At 74.9% G+C, this 21256-nt stretch carries 17 protein-coding genes; 9 read left to right on the forward strand and 8 right to left on the reverse strand.

Features of this window, described 5'->3' with window-relative positions; all coding sequences use genetic code 11:
- Positions 1-162 precede the first annotated feature (162 nt).
- The gene (locus tag ACI8AD_RS17535) at positions 163-1185 is read right to left on the reverse strand and encodes a zinc-dependent alcohol dehydrogenase family protein (protein ID WP_456871802.1); all 1023 of its coding nucleotides are present in this window, start codon (positions 1183-1185) and stop codon (positions 163-165) included.
- A gap of 141 nt (positions 1186-1326) precedes the next feature.
- On the opposite strand from ACI8AD_RS17535, the gene ACI8AD_RS17540 reads away from it, so the two are divergent.
- A complete protein-coding gene (locus ACI8AD_RS17540) occupies positions 1327-1830 on the forward strand; it encodes an MmyB family transcriptional regulator (protein ID WP_456871803.1) in 504 nt (167 codons plus the stop codon).
- Positions 1831-1845: 15 nt separating this feature from the next.
- Here the strand turns inward: ACI8AD_RS17540 and ACI8AD_RS17545 are convergent, their stop codons facing one another.
- The gene (locus ACI8AD_RS17545; RefSeq protein ID WP_456871804.1) at positions 1846-2277 is read right to left on the reverse strand and encodes a universal stress protein; all 432 of its coding nucleotides are present in this window, start codon (positions 2275-2277) and stop codon (positions 1846-1848) included.
- A gap of 306 nt (positions 2278-2583) precedes the next feature.
- Between ACI8AD_RS17545 and ACI8AD_RS17550 the strand changes: the two genes are divergently transcribed.
- Positions 2584-4503, forward strand: a complete 1920-nt coding sequence (locus ACI8AD_RS17550; protein WP_456871805.1) for an MFS transporter — start codon at positions 2584-2586, stop codon at positions 4501-4503.
- A 21-nt stretch (positions 4504-4524) separates the two neighbouring features.
- Here ACI8AD_RS17550 and ACI8AD_RS17555 read toward each other — a convergent pair whose 3' ends face one another.
- Positions 4525-5706, reverse strand: a complete 1182-nt coding sequence (locus ACI8AD_RS17555; protein ID WP_456871806.1) for an MFS transporter — start codon at positions 5704-5706, stop codon at positions 4525-4527.
- Between the two features lie 11 nt (positions 5707-5717).
- Positions 5718-7895 carry an alpha-galactosidase gene (locus ACI8AD_RS17560; protein ID WP_456871807.1) on the reverse strand — a complete coding sequence of 726 codons (2178 nt, stop codon included), beginning with the start codon at positions 7893-7895 and terminating at the stop codon, positions 5718-5720.
- 200 nt (positions 7896-8095) lie between these two features.
- Between ACI8AD_RS17560 and ACI8AD_RS17565 the strand changes: the two genes are divergently transcribed.
- The 6 genes from ACI8AD_RS17565 (at position 8096) to ACI8AD_RS17590 (ending at position 13542) form a co-directional block, all read left to right on the forward strand.
- On the forward strand, positions 8096-9661 hold the full coding sequence (locus ACI8AD_RS17565) for a SpoIIE family protein phosphatase (RefSeq protein ID WP_456871819.1): 1566 nt from the start codon (positions 8096-8098) through the stop codon (positions 9659-9661).
- A gap of 49 nt (positions 9662-9710) precedes the next feature.
- A complete protein-coding gene (locus ACI8AD_RS17570) occupies positions 9711-10532 on the forward strand; it encodes a class I SAM-dependent methyltransferase (protein ID WP_456871808.1) in 822 nt (273 codons plus the stop codon).
- A gap of 113 nt (positions 10533-10645) precedes the next feature.
- Positions 10646-11131 (forward strand): hypothetical protein, encoded by a 486-nt coding sequence (locus tag ACI8AD_RS17575; protein WP_456871809.1) that lies wholly within the window; start codon positions 10646-10648, stop codon positions 11129-11131.
- 120 nt (positions 11132-11251) lie between these two features.
- Positions 11252-11878, forward strand: coding sequence for an antibiotic biosynthesis monooxygenase (locus ACI8AD_RS17580; protein WP_456871810.1), 627 nt, complete (start codon positions 11252-11254; stop codon positions 11876-11878).
- 81 nt (positions 11879-11959) lie between these two features.
- Positions 11960-12688 (forward strand): enoyl-CoA hydratase/isomerase family protein, encoded by a 729-nt coding sequence (locus ACI8AD_RS17585; protein ID WP_456871811.1) that lies wholly within the window; start codon positions 11960-11962, stop codon positions 12686-12688.
- A gap of 38 nt (positions 12689-12726) precedes the next feature.
- On the forward strand, positions 12727-13542 hold the full coding sequence (locus ACI8AD_RS17590; RefSeq protein WP_456871812.1) for an alpha/beta hydrolase: 816 nt from the start codon (positions 12727-12729) through the stop codon (positions 13540-13542).
- A gap of 41 nt (positions 13543-13583) precedes the next feature.
- On the opposite strand, the gene arfA is transcribed toward ACI8AD_RS17590, so the two are convergent.
- From arfA to ACI8AD_RS17610, 4 genes are read right to left on the reverse strand one after another with little or no spacing between them, the layout of a single operon-like run.
- Positions 13584-15086 carry an arabinosylfuranosidase ArfA gene (gene arfA / locus ACI8AD_RS17595; RefSeq protein ID WP_456871813.1) on the reverse strand — a complete coding sequence of 501 codons (1503 nt, stop codon included), beginning with the start codon at positions 15084-15086 and terminating at the stop codon, positions 13584-13586.
- The gene (locus tag ACI8AD_RS17600) at positions 15086-16072 is read right to left on the reverse strand and encodes an acetylxylan esterase (protein ID WP_456871814.1); all 987 of its coding nucleotides are present in this window, start codon (positions 16070-16072) and stop codon (positions 15086-15088) included. The genes arfA and ACI8AD_RS17600 overlap by 1 nt, the downstream gene beginning before the upstream one ends.
- The gene (locus tag ACI8AD_RS17605; protein ID WP_456871815.1) at positions 16072-18441 is read right to left on the reverse strand and encodes a beta-xylosidase/alpha-l-arabinosidase; all 2370 of its coding nucleotides are present in this window, start codon (positions 18439-18441) and stop codon (positions 16072-16074) included. The genes ACI8AD_RS17600 and ACI8AD_RS17605 overlap by 1 nt, the downstream gene beginning before the upstream one ends.
- Before the next feature lie 57 nt (positions 18442-18498).
- On the reverse strand, positions 18499-19770 hold the full coding sequence (locus ACI8AD_RS17610) for an endo-1,4-beta-xylanase (RefSeq protein ID WP_456871816.1): 1272 nt from the start codon (positions 19768-19770) through the stop codon (positions 18499-18501).
- Positions 19771-19904: 134 nt separating this feature from the next.
- Here ACI8AD_RS17610 and ACI8AD_RS17615 point away from each other — a divergent pair, with 134 nt between their 5' ends.
- Positions 19905-21167: an extracellular solute-binding protein gene (locus ACI8AD_RS17615; RefSeq protein ID WP_456871817.1), complete on the forward strand. Its 1263-nt coding sequence runs from the start codon at positions 19905-19907 to the stop codon at positions 21165-21167.
- Positions 21168-21256: the final 89 nt, after the last annotated feature.

Raw genomic sequence — 21256 nt, forward strand, 5'->3', positions numbered from 1 at the left:
GGGGAACCACCGGTGGTGCCCCCAGCAGAACGGCGCGGCCGCCGTCGGCGTTCCGGCCGGCGCCGGACGGCGGCGCGGTGGCCTCCCTGGCCACGGGCAAGGGTCCCGCGGCGGCCGCCGGGGCGCCAGGGTCCGAGGAACTCCCGCGCCCCGCCCGCGAGGTCAGGGGCGGAGCAGGGTCTTGATGGCGCGGCGCTCGTCCATCGCCCGGTAGCCCTCGGCGGCCTGCTCCAGCGGCAGCTCCAGGTCGAAGACCCGCCCCGGGTCGATGGTCCGGCTCCAGATGAGGTCGATCAGCTCCGGCAGGAAGCGGCGGACCGGGGCGGGCCCGCCGTGCAGGTGCACGCCGGAGGAGAACAGCGCCTCACCGGGCAGCGAGACGTCGTGGGTGACGCCGACGTAGCCGACGTGGCCGCCGGCGCGGGTGGCGCCGATGGCCTGCATCATCGACTCCTGCGTGCCGACGGCCTCGATCACCGAGTGCGCGCCCAGCCCGCCGGTGAGCTCCCGCACCGCCGCGACCCCCTCGGCGCCGCGCTCGGTCACGACGTCGGTGGCGCCGAACTCCCGGGCCAGCGCCTGCCGGTCGGCGTGCCGGCTGGAGGCGATGACCCGCTCCGCGCCGAGCTGCCGGGCGGCGAGGATCCCGAGCAGGCCGACGGCGCCGTCGCCGACCACGGCGACGGTCTTGCCGGGCCCGACCTCGGCGGCGACGGCGGCGAACCAGCCGGTGCCCAGCACGTCGGAGGCGGCGAGCAGGCCGGGGACCAGGTCGTCCGGCGGCGTGCCGGGCGTGGCGACCAGCGTGCCGTCGGCCAGCGGGACGCGGACGTACTCCGACTGCGCGCCGGTGGCGGCGCCGGGCTGCCGGTTGACGCAGTGGGTCTGGTAGCCGGCCCGGCAGATCTCGCAAGTGTTGTCGGAGGCGAAGAAGGAGCCGACGACGAACTGGCCGGGGCGGACGGTGGTGACCTCGCTGCCGACCTCCTCGACGACGCCGACGTACTCGTGGCCCATCGGTGAGGGGCCGTCCACCTGCTCGATGCCGCGGTAGGGCCACAGGTCCGAGCCGCACACGCAGGCGGCGGCCAGCCGGATGACGGCGTCGGTGGGCTGCTCGATCCGTGGCATCTCGCGGTCCTCGACGCGGACGTCGCCGGGGGCGTACAGCAGCGTTCCTCGCACGGTTGACTCCCTCTCTCGGTGTTCGGGTCCTCGGGTGACTGCCCACCACGGAACCCCGTCTCCCCCCGGCGTGAGAGGTCGAGCTCGTCGGGGGGAGAGGCTCGACCTCCCTCCGGCGGGCGGCCGCCCTACCGTCGGGACGTGGACACGGACGTCCTGGCCGCCAACACCCTCGGGCGGGCGCTGCACTCGCAGGTGTTCGACGCCCCCCGCCGGCCGGCGAACATCGCCCGCTTCCAGTTCCTGGACCCCCGGGCCCGGGCGTTCCACCCGGACTGGGACGGCGCGGCGAACACCACCGCGGCCATCCTGCGCACCGAGGCCGGGCGCGATCCGCACGACCGGGACCTGCGCGAGCTCGTCGGGGAGCTGTCCACCCTCAGCGAGGAGTTCCGCACCCGATGGGCGGCGCACGACGTGCGCATCCACCGCACCGGGACCAAGACGTTCCGGCACCCCGCGGTGGGCACCCTGGAGCTGGTCTACCACTCCACGACGCTGCCGACCGAGGGCCCCGAGGACCTGCAGCTGACCGCCTACACCGCCGAACCCGGCACCGCGTCGGAGGACGCGCTGCGGCTGCTGGCGAGCTGGGCCGCGACCGACGCGCCGCAGGCGCGCGAGACCGCGGCCGGCGCGTCCTGACCCGCCCGTCGTCCCTCAGTGGACGACGGTCACCGGACAGCGGGCGTAGGCCACGACGTGCTGGCTGACCGACCCGAGCACCAGCCCGGCGAAGCCGCCGTGACCGCGCTTGCCGACCACCAGCAGGTCGGCGTTCGCGGACTGGTCGATGAGCGTCTTGGCCGGCCGGCCCTGCTTGACGTGCGGGTGCACCAGCACCGGCGGGTCCTCGCCGAGCTCCTCCTTGATGACCTGCACCAGGTCCTCGGCGGTGCGCTGGCTCGGGTCGGGCACGTAGTGCTCCGAGACGCTGACGCTGCCCGCCGGTGGCAGCAGCGTGTGCTCCCACACGTTGACGACGACCAGGTCCGCCCCGTGGTCGGCGGCCTCCGCGGCGGCCCAGGTCAGCGCCTTGCGACTCCCGGGTGACCCGTCGACGCCGACCACGATGGACTTCCACACACTCACGGTCGTCTCCTCTTCGAGTGTCGACGCACCGGCGTTGTCCGCACGTGTCCGCGGAACGGTATTACACGGCGCCCGTCCCGTCGAGTCGAGAAACGGCCGGGAATGGCGGAACAGGAATTCAGGATCGCCATTTCGTTGCCTGGACAACCGGATCCGTGATCGACTCCGGTGTGGCCCGCGAGAGCCTGAACAGGCATTTCCGCGAAATTCGGCAGTCGTGTTGCGGCCTCTCCACGGCGGGCTTAGCGTCGCGGCGCTGATCTGACCGGGATCGCGTCGGCCGAAGGGGTCGCCATGACCGCCACGATGTCAGAGTCCGTTTCCGCGGGTACCGAGCAGGTCGAGCGCAAACCGCTGATGTCGGGCGGCGCCATCCTGATGATGAACCTCGGGTTCTTCGGGGTGCAGTTCAGTTTCGGACTCACGCAGTCGGCGGTGAACCCGCTGTTCCTGCTCATCGGTGCGACACCCGAGCAGCTCCCGATCCTCAACCTCGCCGGGCCGGTGACCGGGCTGGTCATCCAACCGCTGATCGGGGCGATCAGCGACCGCACCTGGAGTCCCCGCTGGGGACGCCGTCGCCCGTTCGTGATCGGCGGCGCGATCCTCTGCGCGATCATCCTGGCCGCGTTCCCGTTCGTCGGGGTGCTGTGGCTGGCCGTGATCTGCTTCTGGCTCCTCGACGCCGGCAACAACACCTCGATGGAGCCCTACCGGGCGCTGATCTCCGACCGGCTGCCCAAGTCGCAGCTGGCGCGGGGATTCCTGACGCAGAGCATGTTCACCGGGGCCGGCGCGGTGCTGGCGAACCTGTCGCTGTTCCTCCTGCAGAAGGTGTCGGCGCTGCAGGAGACCGCCGGGAACGGCGTGCCCTACTGGATGTACGTCTGCTTCCTCATCGGCACGTTCTGCATCCTGCTGACGGTCCTGACCGCGATGGCTCGCACGAAGGAACTGACCCCCTCCGACGAGGAACTCGCCGAGATCCGTTCCGCGCCCAAGGGCCTGCACCACGCCGTCCGCGAGATCGCCGACGCCGTCCGGGTCATGCCGGTGGCCATGCACAAGATCGGCGTGGTGTTCCTCTTCCAGTGGTACGCCATGTTCATCTACTGGCAGTTCCTGGCGGTCAGTCTCGGCGAGACGGTCTTCGGTGCCACGCCCGAGGAGGGCGGGCCCGCCTGGGACGACGCCATCGCCTGGAGCGGGCTGGAGAACGCCGCCTACAACTTCGTGACCATGGTCTCCGCGCTGTTCCTGGTGGGTCTCGCCCGCCGGATCGGCGCCAAGCGGGTGCACGCGGTGGCTCTCGGTCTGGCCGCGGCGTCGCTGATCTGGCTGGCGCAGATCGACAACCAGTACGTCGCGCTGATCCCGATGATCGGGCTGGGCGTCTTCTGGGCCAGCGCGGTCGGCATCCCGTACCTGATGGTCGCCAGCATGGTCCCGGCCAACCGCACCGGGGTCTACATGGGGATCCTCAACATGATGATCGTCGTGCCGATGCTCATCCAGACGGTGACGTTCGGCTGGATCTTCACCAACCTGCTCGGCGGCAGCGGGGCCAACGCGATCCGACTCGCCGGCATCCTGCTCGCCATCGGCGCGGTGGCGATGCTGTGGGTCAACCCGCCCGACGAGGCCGACGAGTCCCCGATCGTGCCGCTGGGCAGCAGGCGCAGCATCACCGTCTACGACCGGGTCGTGGTCGGGTCCGACGGCACGCCGACCAGCCTGTACGCCGTCGACCGCGCCGCCGAGGTGGCCCAGGCCGCCCAGGCGCGGCTGGTCGTCGTCACGGCCTACCGCGACGGCGCGCCGGATGCCGCCCCGGCCCCGGGCAGCAAGGTGCACCGTGACATCCACGGCGCCGACGCCGCCCGGGAGGCGCTGGGGAGGTCGGTCACCGGCCTGACCCGCGAGCGCGCCCGGTTCATCGAGCAGCGGCTGGTCGCCGGCGACCCGGCGCAGGCCCTGCTCGACACCGTCGGCAACAACCCGGCCAACCTCATCGTCGTCGGCAACCGCGGGCTGGGCGCCAGCGAGGGGCAGATGCTGGGGTCGGTGCCGGCCGGCGTCGTGCGCAACGCCGTCTGCGACGTCCTGGTCGTGCAGACCTCGGCGCTGGACGAGGAGCGGCTGTTCGCACCCGCGCCCGAGGCGGCCGACGACCGCGCCGGCCCGCTCGCGGCGGGGGACGACGCAGGTCCGCCACCGGGCCGGTGAGGGGTCGCGGGCGCGCCGGGGTCACCTCCCCGGCGGGCCCGCGGCCGGAGCGCGCAGGACGTCGACGCTGAGGACGGCGCCGGCCACCGCGGCGAGCCCGGCGAGGAGGAACGGGACGAGGAAGGCGCCGGTCGCCTCGGCGAGGGCGCCACCGAGCGGGGGCCCGCACAGCTGGGCCAGGCCGAAGGCGAGCGTGCAGCGGCCGAAGGCGCCGGCGAACTCCCGGGGGGTCAGGAAGTCCGACAGGCGGGCGGCGATGACCGCCGGCAGCCCGGACATCGTCAGCCCGAACACCAGGGCCGACGCCGAGGCCAGGGGCTCGCGGCCCAGCGGGACGAGCAGGATGGCGCCGGCCATCGCCAGGTAGCCGCCGACGAGCGTGGCGCCGCGCCCCCAGCGGTCCGACAGCGGCCCGAGCACCACCCCGCCGGCGACCAGCCCGACGCCGACCAGGGTGTAGACCGCCGACGCGTGGCCGGCCGAGAAGCCGGCGTCGTCCTCCAGCGCGGTCACCAGGTAGCTGGTGTAGACGGAGTAGGCCAGGCCGTAGGCGGCGTAGCCGCCGGTCAGCCCGATCCAGCCGGGGACCCGCCGCAGCGGGGCGGTGCGGACCGGGGCGTCGTCGTCGCGGTGCTGGGCCGGGCGGAGCAGCAGCAGGCACAGGACGAGCGCGACCACCGCGATCGCCGTCTCCACCAGGTAGACCGTCCGCCACGAGGCGTCGCCGCCGCGGGATTGCAGCACCCAGGTCAGGGCGCTGGCGAAGACGATCCCGCCGCCGATGCCCGACCCGGCGACGCCGATGGCCGCGCCGCGGCGCGACGGGCGGACCACCGAGCCCGCGAGCCCGGGGGCCGGCACCCAGATGAACGCGCCGCCCACGCCGGTCAGCGTCAGCCCGGCGGCCAGCCCCCCGACGCCGCCGGCCCGGGTGAGCAGCGCCAGGCCGACGGCGCTGCAGGCCAGCCCGGCCTGGATCATCGCGGCCGGCCGCGCCCGGCGGGACAGCGCGCTGACGGCCACCGTCCCCAGGAGGTAGGCGGTGACGTTGGCCGTTGCGACCAGCCCCGCCACCGCGTAGGAGCCCAGCAGGTCGCGGTTGATCGCCGGCAGCAGCAGCGCGTAGGAGAACCGGCCGAAGGCCTGGGCGACGGCGGAGGCGAGCGCCACGAGCAGGACGAGCCCGCGCGGCCGCACCTGCACGACGGCCGCCCTCAGCCGTCGGCCACGGCGGTGGCCCGGACCAGCAGCAGGTGCTCGGGGTGCACCGGCGGGACCTGCAGCCCGGCGCGGGCGAGGACGCGGCCGGGGAGGACGACGCCGTCCTCGCCGGCGCACCAGGGGGGCAGGCCGGGCCAGGCGCCGCCGGTGTCGACGCCCGGGGGCTGCAGGCGCACGCGGTAGCGGCGGTCGGGGTCCAGGCCGGGCAGCCGGGCCGGGCCCGGCGGCCAGGTGACCGAGCGGCCGACGGCGACCAGCGCGTACAGGGCGTCGCCGCGGTCGGGCGCGACGACGCCGTGCACCTGCACCTGCGGGTCGGGGTGGTCGCCGGTGACGACGGTGCCGCGGTGCAGCAGCGGGCGCAGCCGCTTGTGCAGCGCGATCCAGGCGGCCAGCTCCTCCAGCTCGCCGTCTGGGACGCCCGCGAGGTCCCACTCGACGCCCATGTGCCCCCACAGCGCGGTGCCGGCGCGGAAGGACAGGTCGTGGGTGCGGCCGGTGGTGTGCGAGCGCGGCGGCCCCACGTGCGTGCCGACCAGTTCCGGGGGCAGCAGGAGCTGGGTGTACCGCTGGATGCCCTGGCGCTCGAGCGCGTCGTTGGTGTCCGAGGCCCACACCCGGTCGGTGCGCTGCAGGATGCCCAGGTCGACCCGGCCCCCGCCGGAGGCGCAGGACTCGATCTCCAGGCCCGGGTTGGCCGCCCGCAGCTCGTCGAGCAGCCGGTAGGTCGCCAGCGTCTGGGCGTGCACCCCCGGCTCCCCGCCCGGCGTGTGCCCGGCGTCGACCAGATAGCGGTTGTGGTCCCACTTCAGGTAGGCGATGTCGTACTCGTCGAGCAGCGCCTGCAGGTGGCTGCGCACGTGCTCGTAGGCGCCCGCGTGGGCCAGGTCGAGCACGTGCTGGTTGCGGGAGGGGTCGCCGACGCGCCCGCCGGCGCTGAACAGCCACTCCGGGTGCGCGCGGGCCAGCTCGGAGTCGAGGTTGACCATCTCCGGCTCCACCCACAGCCCGAACTCCATGCCGAGCTCGTGCACGCGGTCGAGCAGGGGGTGCAGGCCGTGGGGCCAGACGTCGGCCGACACCCGCCAGTCCCCGAGGCCGGAGGTGTCGTCGCGGCGGGAGCCGAACCAGCCGTCGTCGAGGACGAAGCGTTCGATGCCGAGCCGGGCGGCGGTCTCGGCCAGCCCGGTGAGCCGGCCGAGGTCGTGGTCGAAGTACACCGCCTCCCAGGTGTTCAGCGTCACCGGCCGCGGGCGGGCCGGGTGCGTGGGGCGGGCGCGCAGCCAGGTGTGGAACCGGCCGGCGACGGCGTCGAGGCCCCGGCCGTGGGAGGCGAACAGCCACGGGGAGTCGTAGGAGGCCCCGGGCGCCAGCTCCACCTCCCCGGACAGCAGCAGTTCCCCGGCGCCGAGCACGCGCGCCCCGTTGTGCAGCTTCTCCGCGTAGTGCACCTGGTTGCCCGACCAGCCCAGGTGCACCGCCCAGACCTCGCCCTCGGCGGAGGAGAAGCCGGGGGTGCCGGCGCAGAGCAGGTGCACCGCGTCCAGCCCGGTGCGGCCGGTGCGCACCTCCCGGGAGTGCAGCCCGGCGGCGAACGGCGTGCGCTGCGGCACCCGCTCCATCGTGTGCCGGCCGGTGAGGTCCAGCAGCTCGACGGCCTGCGGCGGCACCGGCAGCACCAGGCGCAGCGCGTCGAGCCGGTAGGGCTCCGCGGCGGTGTTCGTCAGCCGCGCCCGGGCCCGCAGCAGGCCCGAGGGGGTGAGCTCGAGCTCGAGGGACACCTCCAGCCCGGCGACCGGGTCGTCGGCGGTGGCCACGAGCCGGGCGGTCCCCGCACCGGGGTCGGTGAGCTCCTGGGACCGCAGCCGCAGGACCGGGGACCAGTCGCGGCCGGCCCGCGACCCCTCCAGCCCCGGCCGGCCGACCCAGCCGCGGGCGTGCTCGGGCAGCGGGGTCAGCCGGACCACCACGTCGGTCGGGTGGTCCCCCACCGACGGCGTCGCGGCCACGTCCAGGGCGGCCAGGTCCTCCTCCCCCAGCTCACCGAGGTCCTCGCCCCAGTGGACGATCGAGGGCAGCAGCCCGCCCACCGTGCCGGTGGCCAGCACCACGCTGACCCCGGCGGCCCGCCAGTGGACCAGCCGGACCTCACCGGCGGACCCGGCCGGCACCGGGTCGGTGGTCCGGCGCTCGGTCGCCGCCTCGGAGGCGGTGGGCGGCGTCGGCGGGGGTGGGGTGCGGGAGGTGTCGGTCAGGGTGTGCTCCGGAGTCCGGGAGGGGCGGCGTGGCCGGTCAGCTGACGGCTCTGCGGGTCACGCCGAGGTGACCCATCGCGATCGCGCCGGAGATCCTGGCAGACTCCCCGGCCGTGATGGACGCGGGCCCTCCATCGGCCGACCTCCTCCGCCGGGCCCGGGGGCTGGACGCGCTCTTCGCCGGGGACGCCGTCGGCATGGCCTCGGGGACCGGCGACCTCATCGAGCAGGCGAACGACGAGCTGCTGCGCATCCTGGGCCTGGAGCGCGCCGCGCTCGACGGCGGGATCGCCTGGCCGGCGATCACCCCGCCCGACCAGGCCGAGCGTGACGCCGGGGCGGTCGACGCGGTGCGCCGCACCGGGTCGACGTTCTTCCAGAAGGAGTTCCGGCGCCCGGACGGCAGCCGCGTGCCCGTGCTCGCGGCGCTGGCCGCGCTGAGCTGGGACCCCTACGAGTGGGTCGCGGTGGTCATCGACCTGAGCCGGGAGGAGCGGCTGCGCCACCTGGCGCAGTCGGAGGCCGCGATCGTCTCCACCCTGCTCCACGACGCCCCGATCGGCTTCGCGCTGATCGACCCCGGGATGCGCTTCCTGCGGATCAACGAGGAGCTGGCCGCGATGAACGGCCCGTCCGTCGCCGAGCACGAGGGCCGGCCGGTGTTCGACGTCGTGCCCGAGCTGCGCGCCGCGGCCGAACCCCTGCTGCGGCGGGTCCTCGACACCGGCGAGCCGCTGCGGGACGTGGAGATCACCGGCAGCACGCCGGCCGACCCGAGCACGACGCGCACCTGGATCGAGTCGTTCTTCCCGGTCCGCACGCCCGGCGGCCCGATCGTCGGGGTGGCGGCCATCGCCCGCGACGTCACCGAGGTCCGCCGTCTGGAGCAGGAGCTGCAGGCCACCCTGGGCCGGCAGCGCCAGGTGCTGCAGGACCTGCAGCGCAGCCTGCTCCCCCCGCTGCCGACCGTCCCGGGCCTGGACCTCGCCGCCCGCTACCTCGGCGCCTCGCAGGAGGTCCGCCTGGGCGGCGACTGGTTCGACGTGTTCCCCGCGCCCGACGGCCGGCTCGTCCTGGCGATCGGCGACGTCGTGGGGCACGGCCCTCCCGCCGTCGGGCTCATGGCCCGCCTGAGCGGGGCCATGCGCGCCCACGTCGGCGACGGCCGCGGCCCCGGCCAGGTGCTCGCGTGCCTCAACGCGCTGCTCATCGGCTCGCTGGCCCCGGCGATGGCGACGGCGTCGGTGCTGCTCCTCGACCTGGCCACCGGCGCGGTGGAGTACGCCGCCGCGGGCCACCCGTACGGGCTGCTGCAGACGCCGGCCGGCTCGGTGACGCTCCTCGACGGCGCCCGGGGACGCGCGCTCGGCGTCACCGCCGACGCGGCCTACCCCGTGGGCAGGACCACCCTCGAGGTCGGCGGGACCCTGCTCCTCTACACCGACGGGCTGGTGGAGCGCCGCGACGCGGACCTCGACCAGGGCGTCGACCGCCTCGTGTCCGTCGTCGCCCGCAGCCGCACGGGCAGCGCGGCCCGGCTCGTGCGCGACGTCATCGAGGGCAGCCACACCGCCGTCGAGCGCGACGACGACGTGTGCGTCCTCGCCGCCGTCCGCACCGGCGTGCCCGCAGGGGCGGGGCCGAACGGCCCTGGCCCCGCGCGTCCGGGAGCGGTGCAGTGAACCCCTGAGCGGTTCCTCGACCTCCCCCGCCGACCCGAGGGGGCTCCCGATGGCCATCGCCCTCCCGGCCTTCCCGCCGCTGGAAGACAGCCTGTACCTGACGCTGTGCTGCCGGGCGCTCGACAACCGCTCGCCGCGCCCGGTCCTCGGCGACGCCGTGGCCGACGAGGTGGTCCGCGCGCTGGACTACGACTACGGGCCGCTGCACATCGACGCCAACCTGGTCAACACCTGCGCGCTGCGCGCCAAGCGGCTCGACGAGGTGGCGTCGGGCTTCCTGGCCCGCCACCCGGAGGCCGTCGGGCTCGACCTCGGCGCCGGGCTGGACAGCCGGGCGTCCCGCATCCGCCCGCCGCCGACCGCCGACTGGTACGACGTCGACCTCCCCGCGGTGGCGGACGCCCGGGAGCGCGTCCTGCCGGACTCCGCGAACCCGCACGGCACCGCCGCGGACGTCAGGGACGAGGCCTGGCTCGACGCCCTCCCCACCGACCGGCCGGCCGTGGTCGTCGCCGACGGCCTGATGGGGTTCCTCAGCCGGGAGGAGATGGCCTCCCTGCTCGACCGGCTGGTCGCCCACTTCCCCACGGGGGAGATCGCCTTCAACAGCTACTCCCGCTTCGCGATCTGGGCGACCAAGCACGTCCCCGGCACGAAGGGCGTCGCGGACCTGCTCAGGAACCCCGGCTTCGACGACCCCCGGGAACCCGAGCGCTGGAACCCCCGCCTGCACCTGGTCCGGGAGATCCTGCTCAGCCGCGAGCCCGAGATCGCGCAGTTCCCGCCGTTCTGGCGGCTGTACTACCGGCTGTCGGCGCTGAGCACGTCGTGGTCGCGGAAGGGGACGATCGTCCTGCACTACGCCTTCTAGCCGTACTGCTCGCACGACGTGCTCGCGAGGGTCGGGGCGGCGATGACTCCCGCCCGCCGCGGGGGTCTGCGTACTCGACGCACCGCCCCCGCCCCTCCCGAGAGGACCCCGTCATGACCGAGCCCGAGCGCGCCGAGCAGACCGGCGGACCCCGCGCCCCCGAGCCGCACCCGAGGCTGCGCGACCTCGACGTGCTGGCCGGCACGTGGCGCCTCGAGGGCATCGACCTCGACGGCGGCGCGCCCTTCACCGGCACGGTGACCCGGCGCTGGCTCGAGGGCGGCCACTTCCTCGTGCAGCAGGTGCGGATCGACGGGGACGAGCGCGACGGCGCCGAGTACATCGGCTACGACCACGCCCAGCAGACGCTGCGCTCGATGTTCTTCAGCAACGAGGGCCCCGGCCCGTACTGCTCCTTCGCGCTCGAGTACGTCTGGGAGGTCGACGGCGACGAGCTCACCGTCTGGCACGGCGCGAAGGACTCCCCCGCGCGCTTCCACGGCACGATCGACCGCGCCGCCGGCACCGTCGACGGCCGGTGGGAGTGGCCCGGCGGCGGCTACCGGGCCACCGAGACCCGCGTCGACGACGGCGGCTGAGCGCGCCCCGGGACGGCGGCCCGCCGCGCGGCGGGCCGTTGTCCGGCACCCGGCGAGGGAGGACCCTCGGGAGAGCGGCGATGCCGCAGGGGCGTCGCCGCCGTCCGAAGGGAGGGTGGCATGTACGCCCGATCCACCACCATCCGCGGCACCCCCGGCTCGATGGACGACGCCATCGCCTACGTGCGGGACGAGGTCTGGCCGGCCGTGCGGGACATGACCGGCTGCGTGGGCCTGTCGATGGTCTGCGACCGCGAGACCGGCCGGTGCATCGCGACGTCGGCCTGGGCCGACCGGCAGGCCATGGAGGCCAGCGCCGAGCGCGTCGCGCCGATGCGCCGGGAACTGATGGACCGCTTCGGGGCGGGCGACGACCTCGAGGTGCGCGAGTGGGAGATCGCCGTCCTCCACCGCGAGCACACCAGCGGGGACGGCGCGTGCGCACGGCTGACCTGGATCCACGGCGACGCCGGCCGGGTGGACGACCTGCTCGACGCCTACCGCACCCGCCTGGCGCCGCGGATCCAGGAGATGCCCGGCTTCTGCAGCCTGAGCATGCTCGTCGACCGGGAGACCGGTGACGCCGTCGGCACGGTGGTCTTCGACGGCCGGGCCGCCCTCGAGCAGTCGCGGGAGCAGGCCCGCACGCTGCGCGAGGAGGGCGTCCGGACCATGGGGGTCGACGTCCTCGACGTGGCCGAGATGGACCTCGTCCTCGCCCACCTCCGGGTACCCGAGACCGTCTGACACCCGGAGCGTCCAGGGGCCGCTCCGGACCGCTCCGGGACGGCCCCGCCGCGGGGCACCGTGCGGGTGGATGATGACGCGGTGCTGGTCACCGAGGAGCACGGCGACGTCGCCGTCCTGCGCATCGAGCACGGCCGGGTCGGCGCCCTCGACGTGGAGTTGCTCGACGCCCTCACCGGGGCGGTCACCGCGTCCGACCGCGCGCTGGTGCTCACCGGCACCGGCTCGTCGTTCTCCGCCGGGGTGGACCTGCGCCGGATCCTCGACGGCGGCCGGCCCTACACCGAGGCGCTGCTGACGGCGCTGTCGCGCACGTTCCGCGCCGTGTTCGACCACCCCCGGCCCACGGTCGCCGCGGTCAACGGGCACGCCGTCGCCGGCGGCTGCGTGCTGGTCCTGGCCTGCGACCTGCGGCTGATGTCGGGCGGGCGGATCGGGCTGACCGAGCTGGCCGTCGGCGTCCCCTTCCCGACCGCCGCCCTGGAGATCGCCCGGCACGCGCTCGGCCCCCGCGCCGGCCGGGTGCTGCTCGGGGCGCAGACCGCCGACCGTGAGCGGGCGCTGGCCCTGGGGGTGGTCGACGAGCTCGCCGAGCCCGGCGAGCTGCTGCCGCGGGCGGTCGGGCTGGCCGCCGAACTGGCCGGCCGCTCACCGCGGTCCTACCGGCTGACCAAGGCCGCCCTGCACCGCCCCGCCGACGCGGCGATCGAGGCGACCTCCGGCGACGACGCGGCCGTCGTCGCCGGGTGGACCTCCGACGACACGCGGCAGCGGATCGAGGCCGCCCTGGCGGCCCTGGCGCGGAGGTAGCACCTGGCGACCGCGAGGACCCACCACGAGGAGCGCACGTGCAGCGCCTGAAGCCCGTTCCGCTCGGCGAGCACGAGGCGGCGGACGCCCCGATCGTCTTCCGCCTCCCCTGGGACCCCGACGACCGGCGGAACCTCCGCAACGTCGCCGCCGCCACGCTGACCGCCCACCTCCCGGCCCCGGGCAGGCGCACCGGGACCGGCGTGGTGGTCGCCCCCGGTGGCGGCCTGCACTTCCTCTCCGTCGACAACGAGGGGGCGTGGGTGGCCGAGCGGCTCGCCGAGCGGGGCATCGCCGCCTTCGTGCTCCACTACCGGGTCGTGCCCACCCCGGTCGCCGAGCCGGAGTTCGGGGCCGTGCTGGAGCGGGTGTTCGGCGAGCCGGCGTACGTCGCCGGCGTCTCGCGGGCGCAGCGGGCACCGGCCCTGGCCGACGGCGCTGCGGCGGTGCGCCACGTGCGGGACCACGCCGCCGGCTGGGGCCTGGACCCCGACCGGATCGGCATGCTCGGGTTCTCCGCCGGCGCGTTCGTGTCGCTGGTGACCACCCTCGACGGGACCGCCGCCGAGCGGCCGTCGTTCGTCGCGCCGGTCTACCCGGCGTGGTGGGACGGGATCCCGGTGCCCGAGCCGGCGCCGCCGATGTTCCTCGCCTGGGCCACCGACGACGCACTCGGCGACACGATCGTCGACAGCTCGCTCCGCCTCTACGACGCCTGGCGGCGCGCCGGCGCCCCGGTCGAGGCCCACGCCTACGCCCGGGGCGGGCACGGCTTCGGCATCACGCCGCAGGGGGCTCCCTCGGACGCCTGGTTCCCCGCGTTCCTGGACTGGCTGACCGCGTCCGGGTTCTGACCGGTCCCCGTCCCCTCCCCGCGTTCGGCCGGCCCCGCGGGTCAGGAGAGGGAGACCGCCGTCCAGGAGACCGGCGGCAGGGTCACGCGGAGCGTGCCCCCGGCCACCTCGGCCCGGGGGCTGGGCCGGAGCCCGACCCGGTCCTGCCGGTCGGTGGTGTTCGCCGCGTACGGGTCCGGGTCGGACAGCGTGAGTGCCTCCGCGACGGTGTCCACGCCCAGCGGCGCGAGGTCGACGGTCACCTCCGCCTCCTCCGTCCGCGAGCGGTTCACGAGGAAGAGCGCGGCGCCTCCGTCGTCGGCCGTGGCGGCGGCGTCGACGACGGGCACCTCCCCGTACGCGGCGGTGTCGTAGGAGGGGCAGTCGACGCCCACCCGGAGGGAGACGCCGCGCGCCAGGCGGGAGGTCGTCGCGAACGGGAAGAACGTCGACTTGCGCCACGCCGGCCCCTGGGGCTCGGCTGCGATCGGGGCGATCACGTTGACGAGCTGCGCCATCGCGGCGCTCGTCACCCGGTCGGCGTGCCGGAGCAGCGACATCAGCAGGCTGCCCACGACGACGCCGTCGGCCACGGTGTAGGGCTCCTCGCTGATCGGCGGCGCGACGGGCCAGTCGTCGATCCGCCTCGCGAGGCCGGCCGGGACCCTCGAGAGGTACCAGACGTTCCACTCGTCGAAGGAGACGTCGATCGTCTTCGTGCTCTTGCGGACGGCCTTCACGTGGTCGGCGGTGGCGACGACCGTCTCGATGAACTGGTCCATGTCCGTCGCCGAGGCGAGGAAGGAGCCGAGGTCGCCGTCCTTCTCCTCGTAGTACGCGTGGCAGGAGATGTGGTCGACGTCGTCGTAGGCGTGGGTGAGGACGACCCGCTCCCACTCGCCGAAGGTCGGCATGCCGGCGCCCGAGGAGCCGCAGGCGACCAGCTCGAGGTCCGGGTCGAACTGCCGCATGGCCTTGGCGGTCCGGGCGGCGAGCTCGCCGTAGTCCGCCGCGGACCGCTGGCCGAGCTGCCAGGGGCCGTCCATCTCGTTGCCGAGGCACCACATCCGCACGTCGAACGGCTGCCGGCGCCCGTTGCGGATCCGCTGCTCGGCGAGCGTCGTCCCGGACGGCAGGTTCGCGTACTCGAGCAGGTCCAGCGCCTCCTGGATCCCGCGGGTGCCGAGGTTGAGGGCGAGCACGAGCTCGGCGCCGACCGACTCCAGCCACGCGGCGAACTCGTGCAGCCCGACCTCGTTGGTCTCGGTGCTGTGCCAGGCCAGGTCCAGGCGGACGGGGCGCTCCTCGCGCGGGCCGACGCCGTCCTCCCACCGGTAGCCGGAGACGAAGTTCCCGCCGGGGTAGCGGACCGCCGTCACCCCCATCTCCCTGACCAGGTCGATGACGTCCCGGCGGAACCCGTCCTCGTCCGCCGTCGGGTGCCCCGGCTCGTGGATGCCGCCGTAGACGCCGCGCCCCATGTGCTCGACGAAGGCGCCGAAGAGCCGGCGGGACACCGGACCCACCGGGCGGGCCCGGTCGACGGTGAGGCGGGCGCGCAGCATCAGACCCCCTCTCCCCCGAGTCGGCGGCGCAGCCAGGAGAGCTGGGCACGCTGCTGGTGCGCCTCCCCGCCCTCGTGGTCGTTGAACGGGTAGACCTCGATCTCCTTGGGGCCGCCGTAGGCGTTGTACGCCGCGAACACCGTCGACGGCGGGCAGACCTCGTCCATGAGGGCGACGGAGAACAGGGCCGGCGCCGACGACCGGCGGCCGAGGACCGCGCCGTCGAAGTAGGCGAGCGTCGCGAAGACGCGGTCGACGCGGTCGCGGTGCGCCCCGAGGTACCGCACGATCTCGGCGTACGGGTCGCCGGCGGCGGTGCGCGCGGCCCGCGGGAAGTCGCAGAGGAACGGCACGTCGGGCAGGACCGCCCGCACCCCGCCGGCGAGCGCCGAGACGGCCAGCGCGATGCCGCCGCCCTGGCTGATGCCGGTCACCGCGACCCGGTCGCCGTCGACCTCCGGGTGGCCGCGCAGCACCTCGACCGCCCGGACGGCGTCGGTGTAGACGCGCCGGTAGTAGTAGTCCTGCGGGGACAGCACGCCCCGGGTCAGGAACCCGGGCTGGGCGGCCGCGGAGCCGACCGGGTCGCCGGTGTCCCCCACGGTCCAGCCGCTCCCCTGCCCGCGGGTGTCGACGACGAGCTGCGCGAACCCCGCCGACGCCCAGAGGACGTGCTCGTGGGGCAGGCCCCGCCCGCCGTTGTAGCCCTGGAACTGGACGACCCCGGGAAGGGGAGCGTCCCCGCGCAGGGCGCGCGCGGGCAGGTGCAGCCAGGCCCGCACCTCGGACCCGCCGGCGCCGGCGAAGGACACGTCCCGGGTCTCGACGGTCACCAGGCCGGTGTCGACCGGGGTGCACGACGCGTCCAGCGGGATCTCGGCCGCCTCCTCCAGGGTGGCGTCCCAGAACCCCCACAGGTCGTCCGGCGCCGGGAGCCGCGGGTCGTAGCGCCGGAGCTCCTCCAGCGGGAGGTCGGTCTGCGGCATCAGTCCCCGCTCCGCGAGACGGCGCTCTCGGGGTGCAGCACCCGCTCGAACCCGACCGTGCGGCGGTCGCCGGTCAGCGTGAAGGGCAGCACCTCGCGCACGTCGGCGCTGGAGGCGCCCACCCGCAGCTCCACCTCGCCGGGGTCGACGACCCGGGTGCCGTCGCGCCCGGTGAACGAGGTGAGGTCGGCGTGCAGGGTGAACCGCACGGTGGCCGCGGACCCCGGCGCGAGGTCGACCCGCCGGGCGGCGAGGAGGGCCTGCACCGGCCGGACCACCTCGGCGACGGGGTCGTGCAGGTACACCTGGACCACCTCGGTGACCTCGCGCTCGGTGTCGTTGCGGAGCTCGACCTCCAGCTCGGCGGTGCCGTCGGTGTCCCACTCCGGTCCGCCGACCGCGCGGACGCCGGCCCAGGTCGCCGAGCCGTACCCCAGCCCGTGCCCGAAGGGGAACAGCGGGGTCGGGTCGACGGTGCTCACGTCGGTGCGCCGGCCCAGGGGCGCCGCGAGGTAGGTCGCCGGCTGGCTGCTCCCCGCGCGCGGGAAGCTCACCGGCAGCCGGCCCGACGGGGACACCCGGCCGCTGAGGACGTCGGCGACCGCCGGCCCGCCCTCCTCGCCGGGGAAGAACCCGCAGACGACCGCGGCGAGCCGGTCGACCTGGCGCGACAGCTCGTAGGGACGCCCGACGAGCAGGACCAGCACGACCGGCCTCCCCGTCGCCAGCAGCGCCTCGAGCAGCTCCTCCTGGCGGCCGGGCAGCCGGAGGTCCACGGCGTCGCAGCCCTCCCCCGACGTGCCGTTGCCGAACAGGCCGGCCTGGTCGCCGAGGACGGCGACGCACACGTCGGCCTCGGCCGCGGCCCGCGCGGCGGCCGCGATGCCCTCGTCGTCGCCGCCCAGCACCGGGCAGCCCTCGGCGACGACGACGTCGTACGCCGCCGGGTCCGCCCGCAGCGCGTCGGCGAGCGTCGGGATGTCGACGCCCACGGGCACCTCGGGGTGGTGCACGCCGACGTGCATCGGGAACGAGTAGCAGCCGAGCACCGCCTGCGCGGTGTCGGCGCGGGGGCCCACCACGGCCAGGCGCAGCCCGGGCCGCAGCGGCAGTGTCCCGTCGTTGGCGAGCAGGACCACCGAGCGGCGGGCGAGCTCCCCCGCGACGGCGCGCGACTCCGCGGAGTCGAGGTCGACCGCGCCGTCGACGACGGCCGGCGAGTCCGGCGACCAGTCGGGGTCGAGCAGGCCCAGCTCGCACTTCTGCAGCAGCACGCGGTGCAGCGCCCGGTCCACCAGGCCCTCGTCCACGGCCCCGGCGCGCACCGCCTCGACCAGCGGCTCGCCGTAGCAGGCCACGGTGGGCAGCTCCACGTCGATGCCCGCCTCGAGGGCACGCGCGGCCGCCTCACCCGGCGACCCGGCGACGCCGTGCAGGGTCTGCAGGAAGGCGATCGAGAAGTAGTCGGCGACCACGGTGCCGGTGAACCCGTAGGTCTCCCGCAGCAGGGACGTGAGCAGCGCCGGGTCGGCCGCCGAGGGCACGCCGTCGAGGTCGGTGTAGGAGTTCATCACCGACCGGGCGCCCGCCCGCAGGGCCATCTCGAACGGCGGGAGCAGCACGTCGGCGATCTCCCGCGGGCCGGCGGAGACCGGCGCGAGGTTGCGCCCGGCCCGCGAGGCGGAGTAGCCGACGAAGTGCTTGAGCGTGGCGACGACGCCGCTGGACTCCAGGCCGCGGACGTAGGCGCTGCCGATGGTGCCCACCAGGTGCGGGTCCTCGCCCATGGTCTCCTCGACCCGTCCCCACCGCAGGTCGCGGGCGACGTCGAGGACGGGGGCGAGCCCCTGGTGGACACCGAGCCGGCGCATGCTCTGCCCGATGAGCGCGCCCATGCGCTCCACGAGGTCCGGGTCGAAGCCGGCCGCCCAGCACAGCGGCGAGGGGAAGGCGGTCGCGGTCCAGGCGGCGAGCCCGGTGAGGCACTCCTCGTGCACCAGCGCCGGGATGCCGTGGCGGCCGGCGGCCACGATCTGCCGCTGGCTCTCCGCGAGGCCCTTGGCCCCCACGAGCGGGTCGACCGGCGCCGTCCCGAACGGCCGGGTCAACTGCCCGAGCCCGCTGCGGATCAGCTCCTCCCAGTCCACCGGCGCGGCGGCCATCTCGTGCTGGTGCGGGGCGACCTCGCCCGCGGTCGCGTCGATGCCCACCCAGACGCCGTACAGCTGGGCGACCTTCTCCTCCAGCGTCATGCGCCGGACGAGGTCGGCCACCCTGTCCTGGGCAGGGAGGGCGGGGTCGCGCCAGGGCGCCTGCTCGGTGTCGCTGCCGGTGTCGATGTCGGTGTCGATGTCGATGTCGGTGGCCATGCTGTTGGGAGTCCGTCCTGTCTCGTGCGGTGCCGGTGCGGTGGGGAGGTGGGGCGGTCAGGCCAGGGTGACCTCCGCCGACGGGGCGTCCGGTCGCAGCTGCCACGACGCGCAGCGGTCCCCCGCCGAGACCGAGTAGGTCCCGGCCCACCCGCGCACCGTCACGCGGCCCTCGCCGTCGGTCCGCAGCCGGGTCGGCGGCAGCCACCACTCCCCCTTGACCAGGCCCCGGAGGGCGTCGTAGGCCGGCTTGGGGGTGCCGTCGGCGCGCACCAGTCCCGCGGGGGCACCGAGCCAGGCGCCGCGGTCGGTGATCCCCCAGTAGGTCACGGCCTCGACCGCCGGGTGGGACAGCAGCGTCGAGTAGTGGCGGACGATCTCGTCGGCCTGCCGCTCCTCGCCCTCGGGCGTGGAGGGCCACTCCTCGACCCGGTGGTCGTTGAGGTCCTCGATCTCCGGGGGCATCAGGTCCCCGGACACCAGCGTCGTCTCGGTCCAGTGCAGCGGCAGGCCGTAGCGGGCGAACCGCTCCAGCACCTCCTGCGTCCGCTCCTCACCCCAGTAGCCCTGGTGCATGTGGCTCTGCAGGCCGATCGCGTCGACCTGCACGCCGGCCTCGAGCACGCCCTCGACCAGGCACTCGTACGCCGTCGACAGGTTGAAGTCGTTGAGGACCAGGGTGGCTGCCGGGTTGGCCGCGCGGGCCTCCTCGAAGGCCAGGCGGATGGTCGGGATGCGACCGATGCGCCGGCACAGCCGGGTGATCGCGTTCTGCCGGTCCTCGTTCGCGAAGACGGGCATGATCACGACCTCGTTGATGGCGTCCCAGGTGTCCACCAGCCCCGCGAAGGACGTGACCTCGCGCCGGACCCGCGCCCGCACGGTCTCCTCGACGTCGGGGTCGGAGAGCTCCCGCAGCCAGTCCGGGGCGAGCGTGTGCCAGACCAGCGGGTGGCCCTTGACGGACACGCCCCGGTCGCGGAACCACGCGGCCGCGGCCTGCAGACGGCGGGTGTCGGGCCGTCCCTGCACCGGCTCGAAGCCGGCCCAGTAGAACGGCAGGGTCGCGGTGTCGAACAGGTCCAGCCAGAGGTGCTCGAGCCGCTCGGCCGCCTCCGGGTCGGCGCCACCGAAGACGTTCTCGCGCGCCCCGCCGTGCTCGGCGTTGGCCAACCCCACGAAGTCGAAGCCGATGTTGCCGAAGGCGACGTCGTGGCGGGTCTGCTCGACCACCACGTCGGTGTCCGCACGGGGCGAGCCGTCGGCGGAGCGCACCACCACGGTGCCCTCGGTGCGGCGGACGGCGTCGGGAGATGTGGAGCAGGTCACTAGGAAATCGTTATCGACAACGATTGACAGCGCAAGTCCCGGCTGCGACCTTCGGTGGTGTGTTCCACGCCACCACGGCGTGCGGAAGGACGAAGGGGTCAGACATGCGGCGTTCGGGGCGAGCAGCTCTCTCGGTGCTGTGCAGCAGTGCGGTACTGCTCACGGCCACTGCCTGCGGCGGTGGCGGCAGCAGCGCGTCGGGAGGCGACGACAACACGATCACCTGGTGGCACAACTCGAACAACGAGCCCGGCAAGGGCTACTACGAGCAGGTGGCCGCCGACTTCGAGGAGGCCCACCCGGGCGTCGAGGTCGAGGTCGTGGCCATGGCCCACGAGGACATGGTCGACAAGCTCGAGGCCGCCTTCCAGAGCGGTGACGTGCCGGACGTCTACATGGAGCGCGGCGGCGGCGAGCTCGCCGACCACGTGGAGGCCGGCATGGTCCGCGACCTGTCCGAGGACGCGGCCGAGGAGATCGACAAGATCGGCGGCCAGGTGTCGGGCTGGCAGGTCGAGGACCAGACCTACGCGCTGCCGTTCTCCGTCGGCGTCGTGGGCTTCTGGTACAACACCGAGCTCTTCGCGCAGGCGGGCATCACGGCGCCGCCGACCACGATGGAGGAGCTGGCGTCCACCATCGAGACCCTGAAGGGCGCCGGCATCACGCCGGCCTCGCTCGGTGGGGGCGACAAGTGGCCGGCCGCCCACTACTGGTACTACACGGCGGTCCGCTCCTGCTCCGAGGACGTGCTGACCGACGCGGTCACCAGCCTCGACTTCTCCGACCCGTGCTTCGTGCAGGCCGGCGAGGAGCTCCAGACGCTGATCGACACCGAGCCCTTCAACCCCGGCTTCCTGACGACGCCGGCGCAGGAGGGTGCCACGTCGGCCTCCGGCCTGCTCGCCACGGGGCAGGTCGCGATGGAGCTGACCGGCCACTGGGAGCCCGGCGTCATGCAGGGCCTCACCGAGGACGGCCAGGGTCTCGGCGACAAGACCGGCTGGTTCCCGTTCCCGGCGGTCGAGGGCGGCGAGGGTGACCCCGAGGCCCAGCTCGGTGGCGGTGACGCGTGGGCCGTCTCGCAGGAGGCTCCCGACGAGGCGGTCGACCTCGTGAAGTACCTGCTCTCCGACGAGGTGCAGACGGGCTTCGCCGAGAACGACATGGGTCTGCCGACGAACCCCGCCGCCGCGGGCGCCGTCTCCGACCCGGCGCTGGCCCAGCTGCTCGAGGTCCGCGACGCGGCGCCGTACGTGCAGCTCTACTTCGACACCGCCTTCGGGGCGTCGGTCGGCGGTGCGATGAACGACGCGATCGCGCTGATGTTCGCCGGCGAGGCGACGCCGCAGGACATCGTGGACCAGACCCAGCAGGCCGCCGACCAGGAGCAGTGATCCGACCATGACCTCCCAGGGCGCCGTCACGGCGGCGGACCCGGGGGCAGCGGTCACCCCGCGCGCGGTCGCGGGGCGGGGGTCCCGCC

This window comes from Geodermatophilus sp. SYSU D00766 (assembly GCF_054049915.1).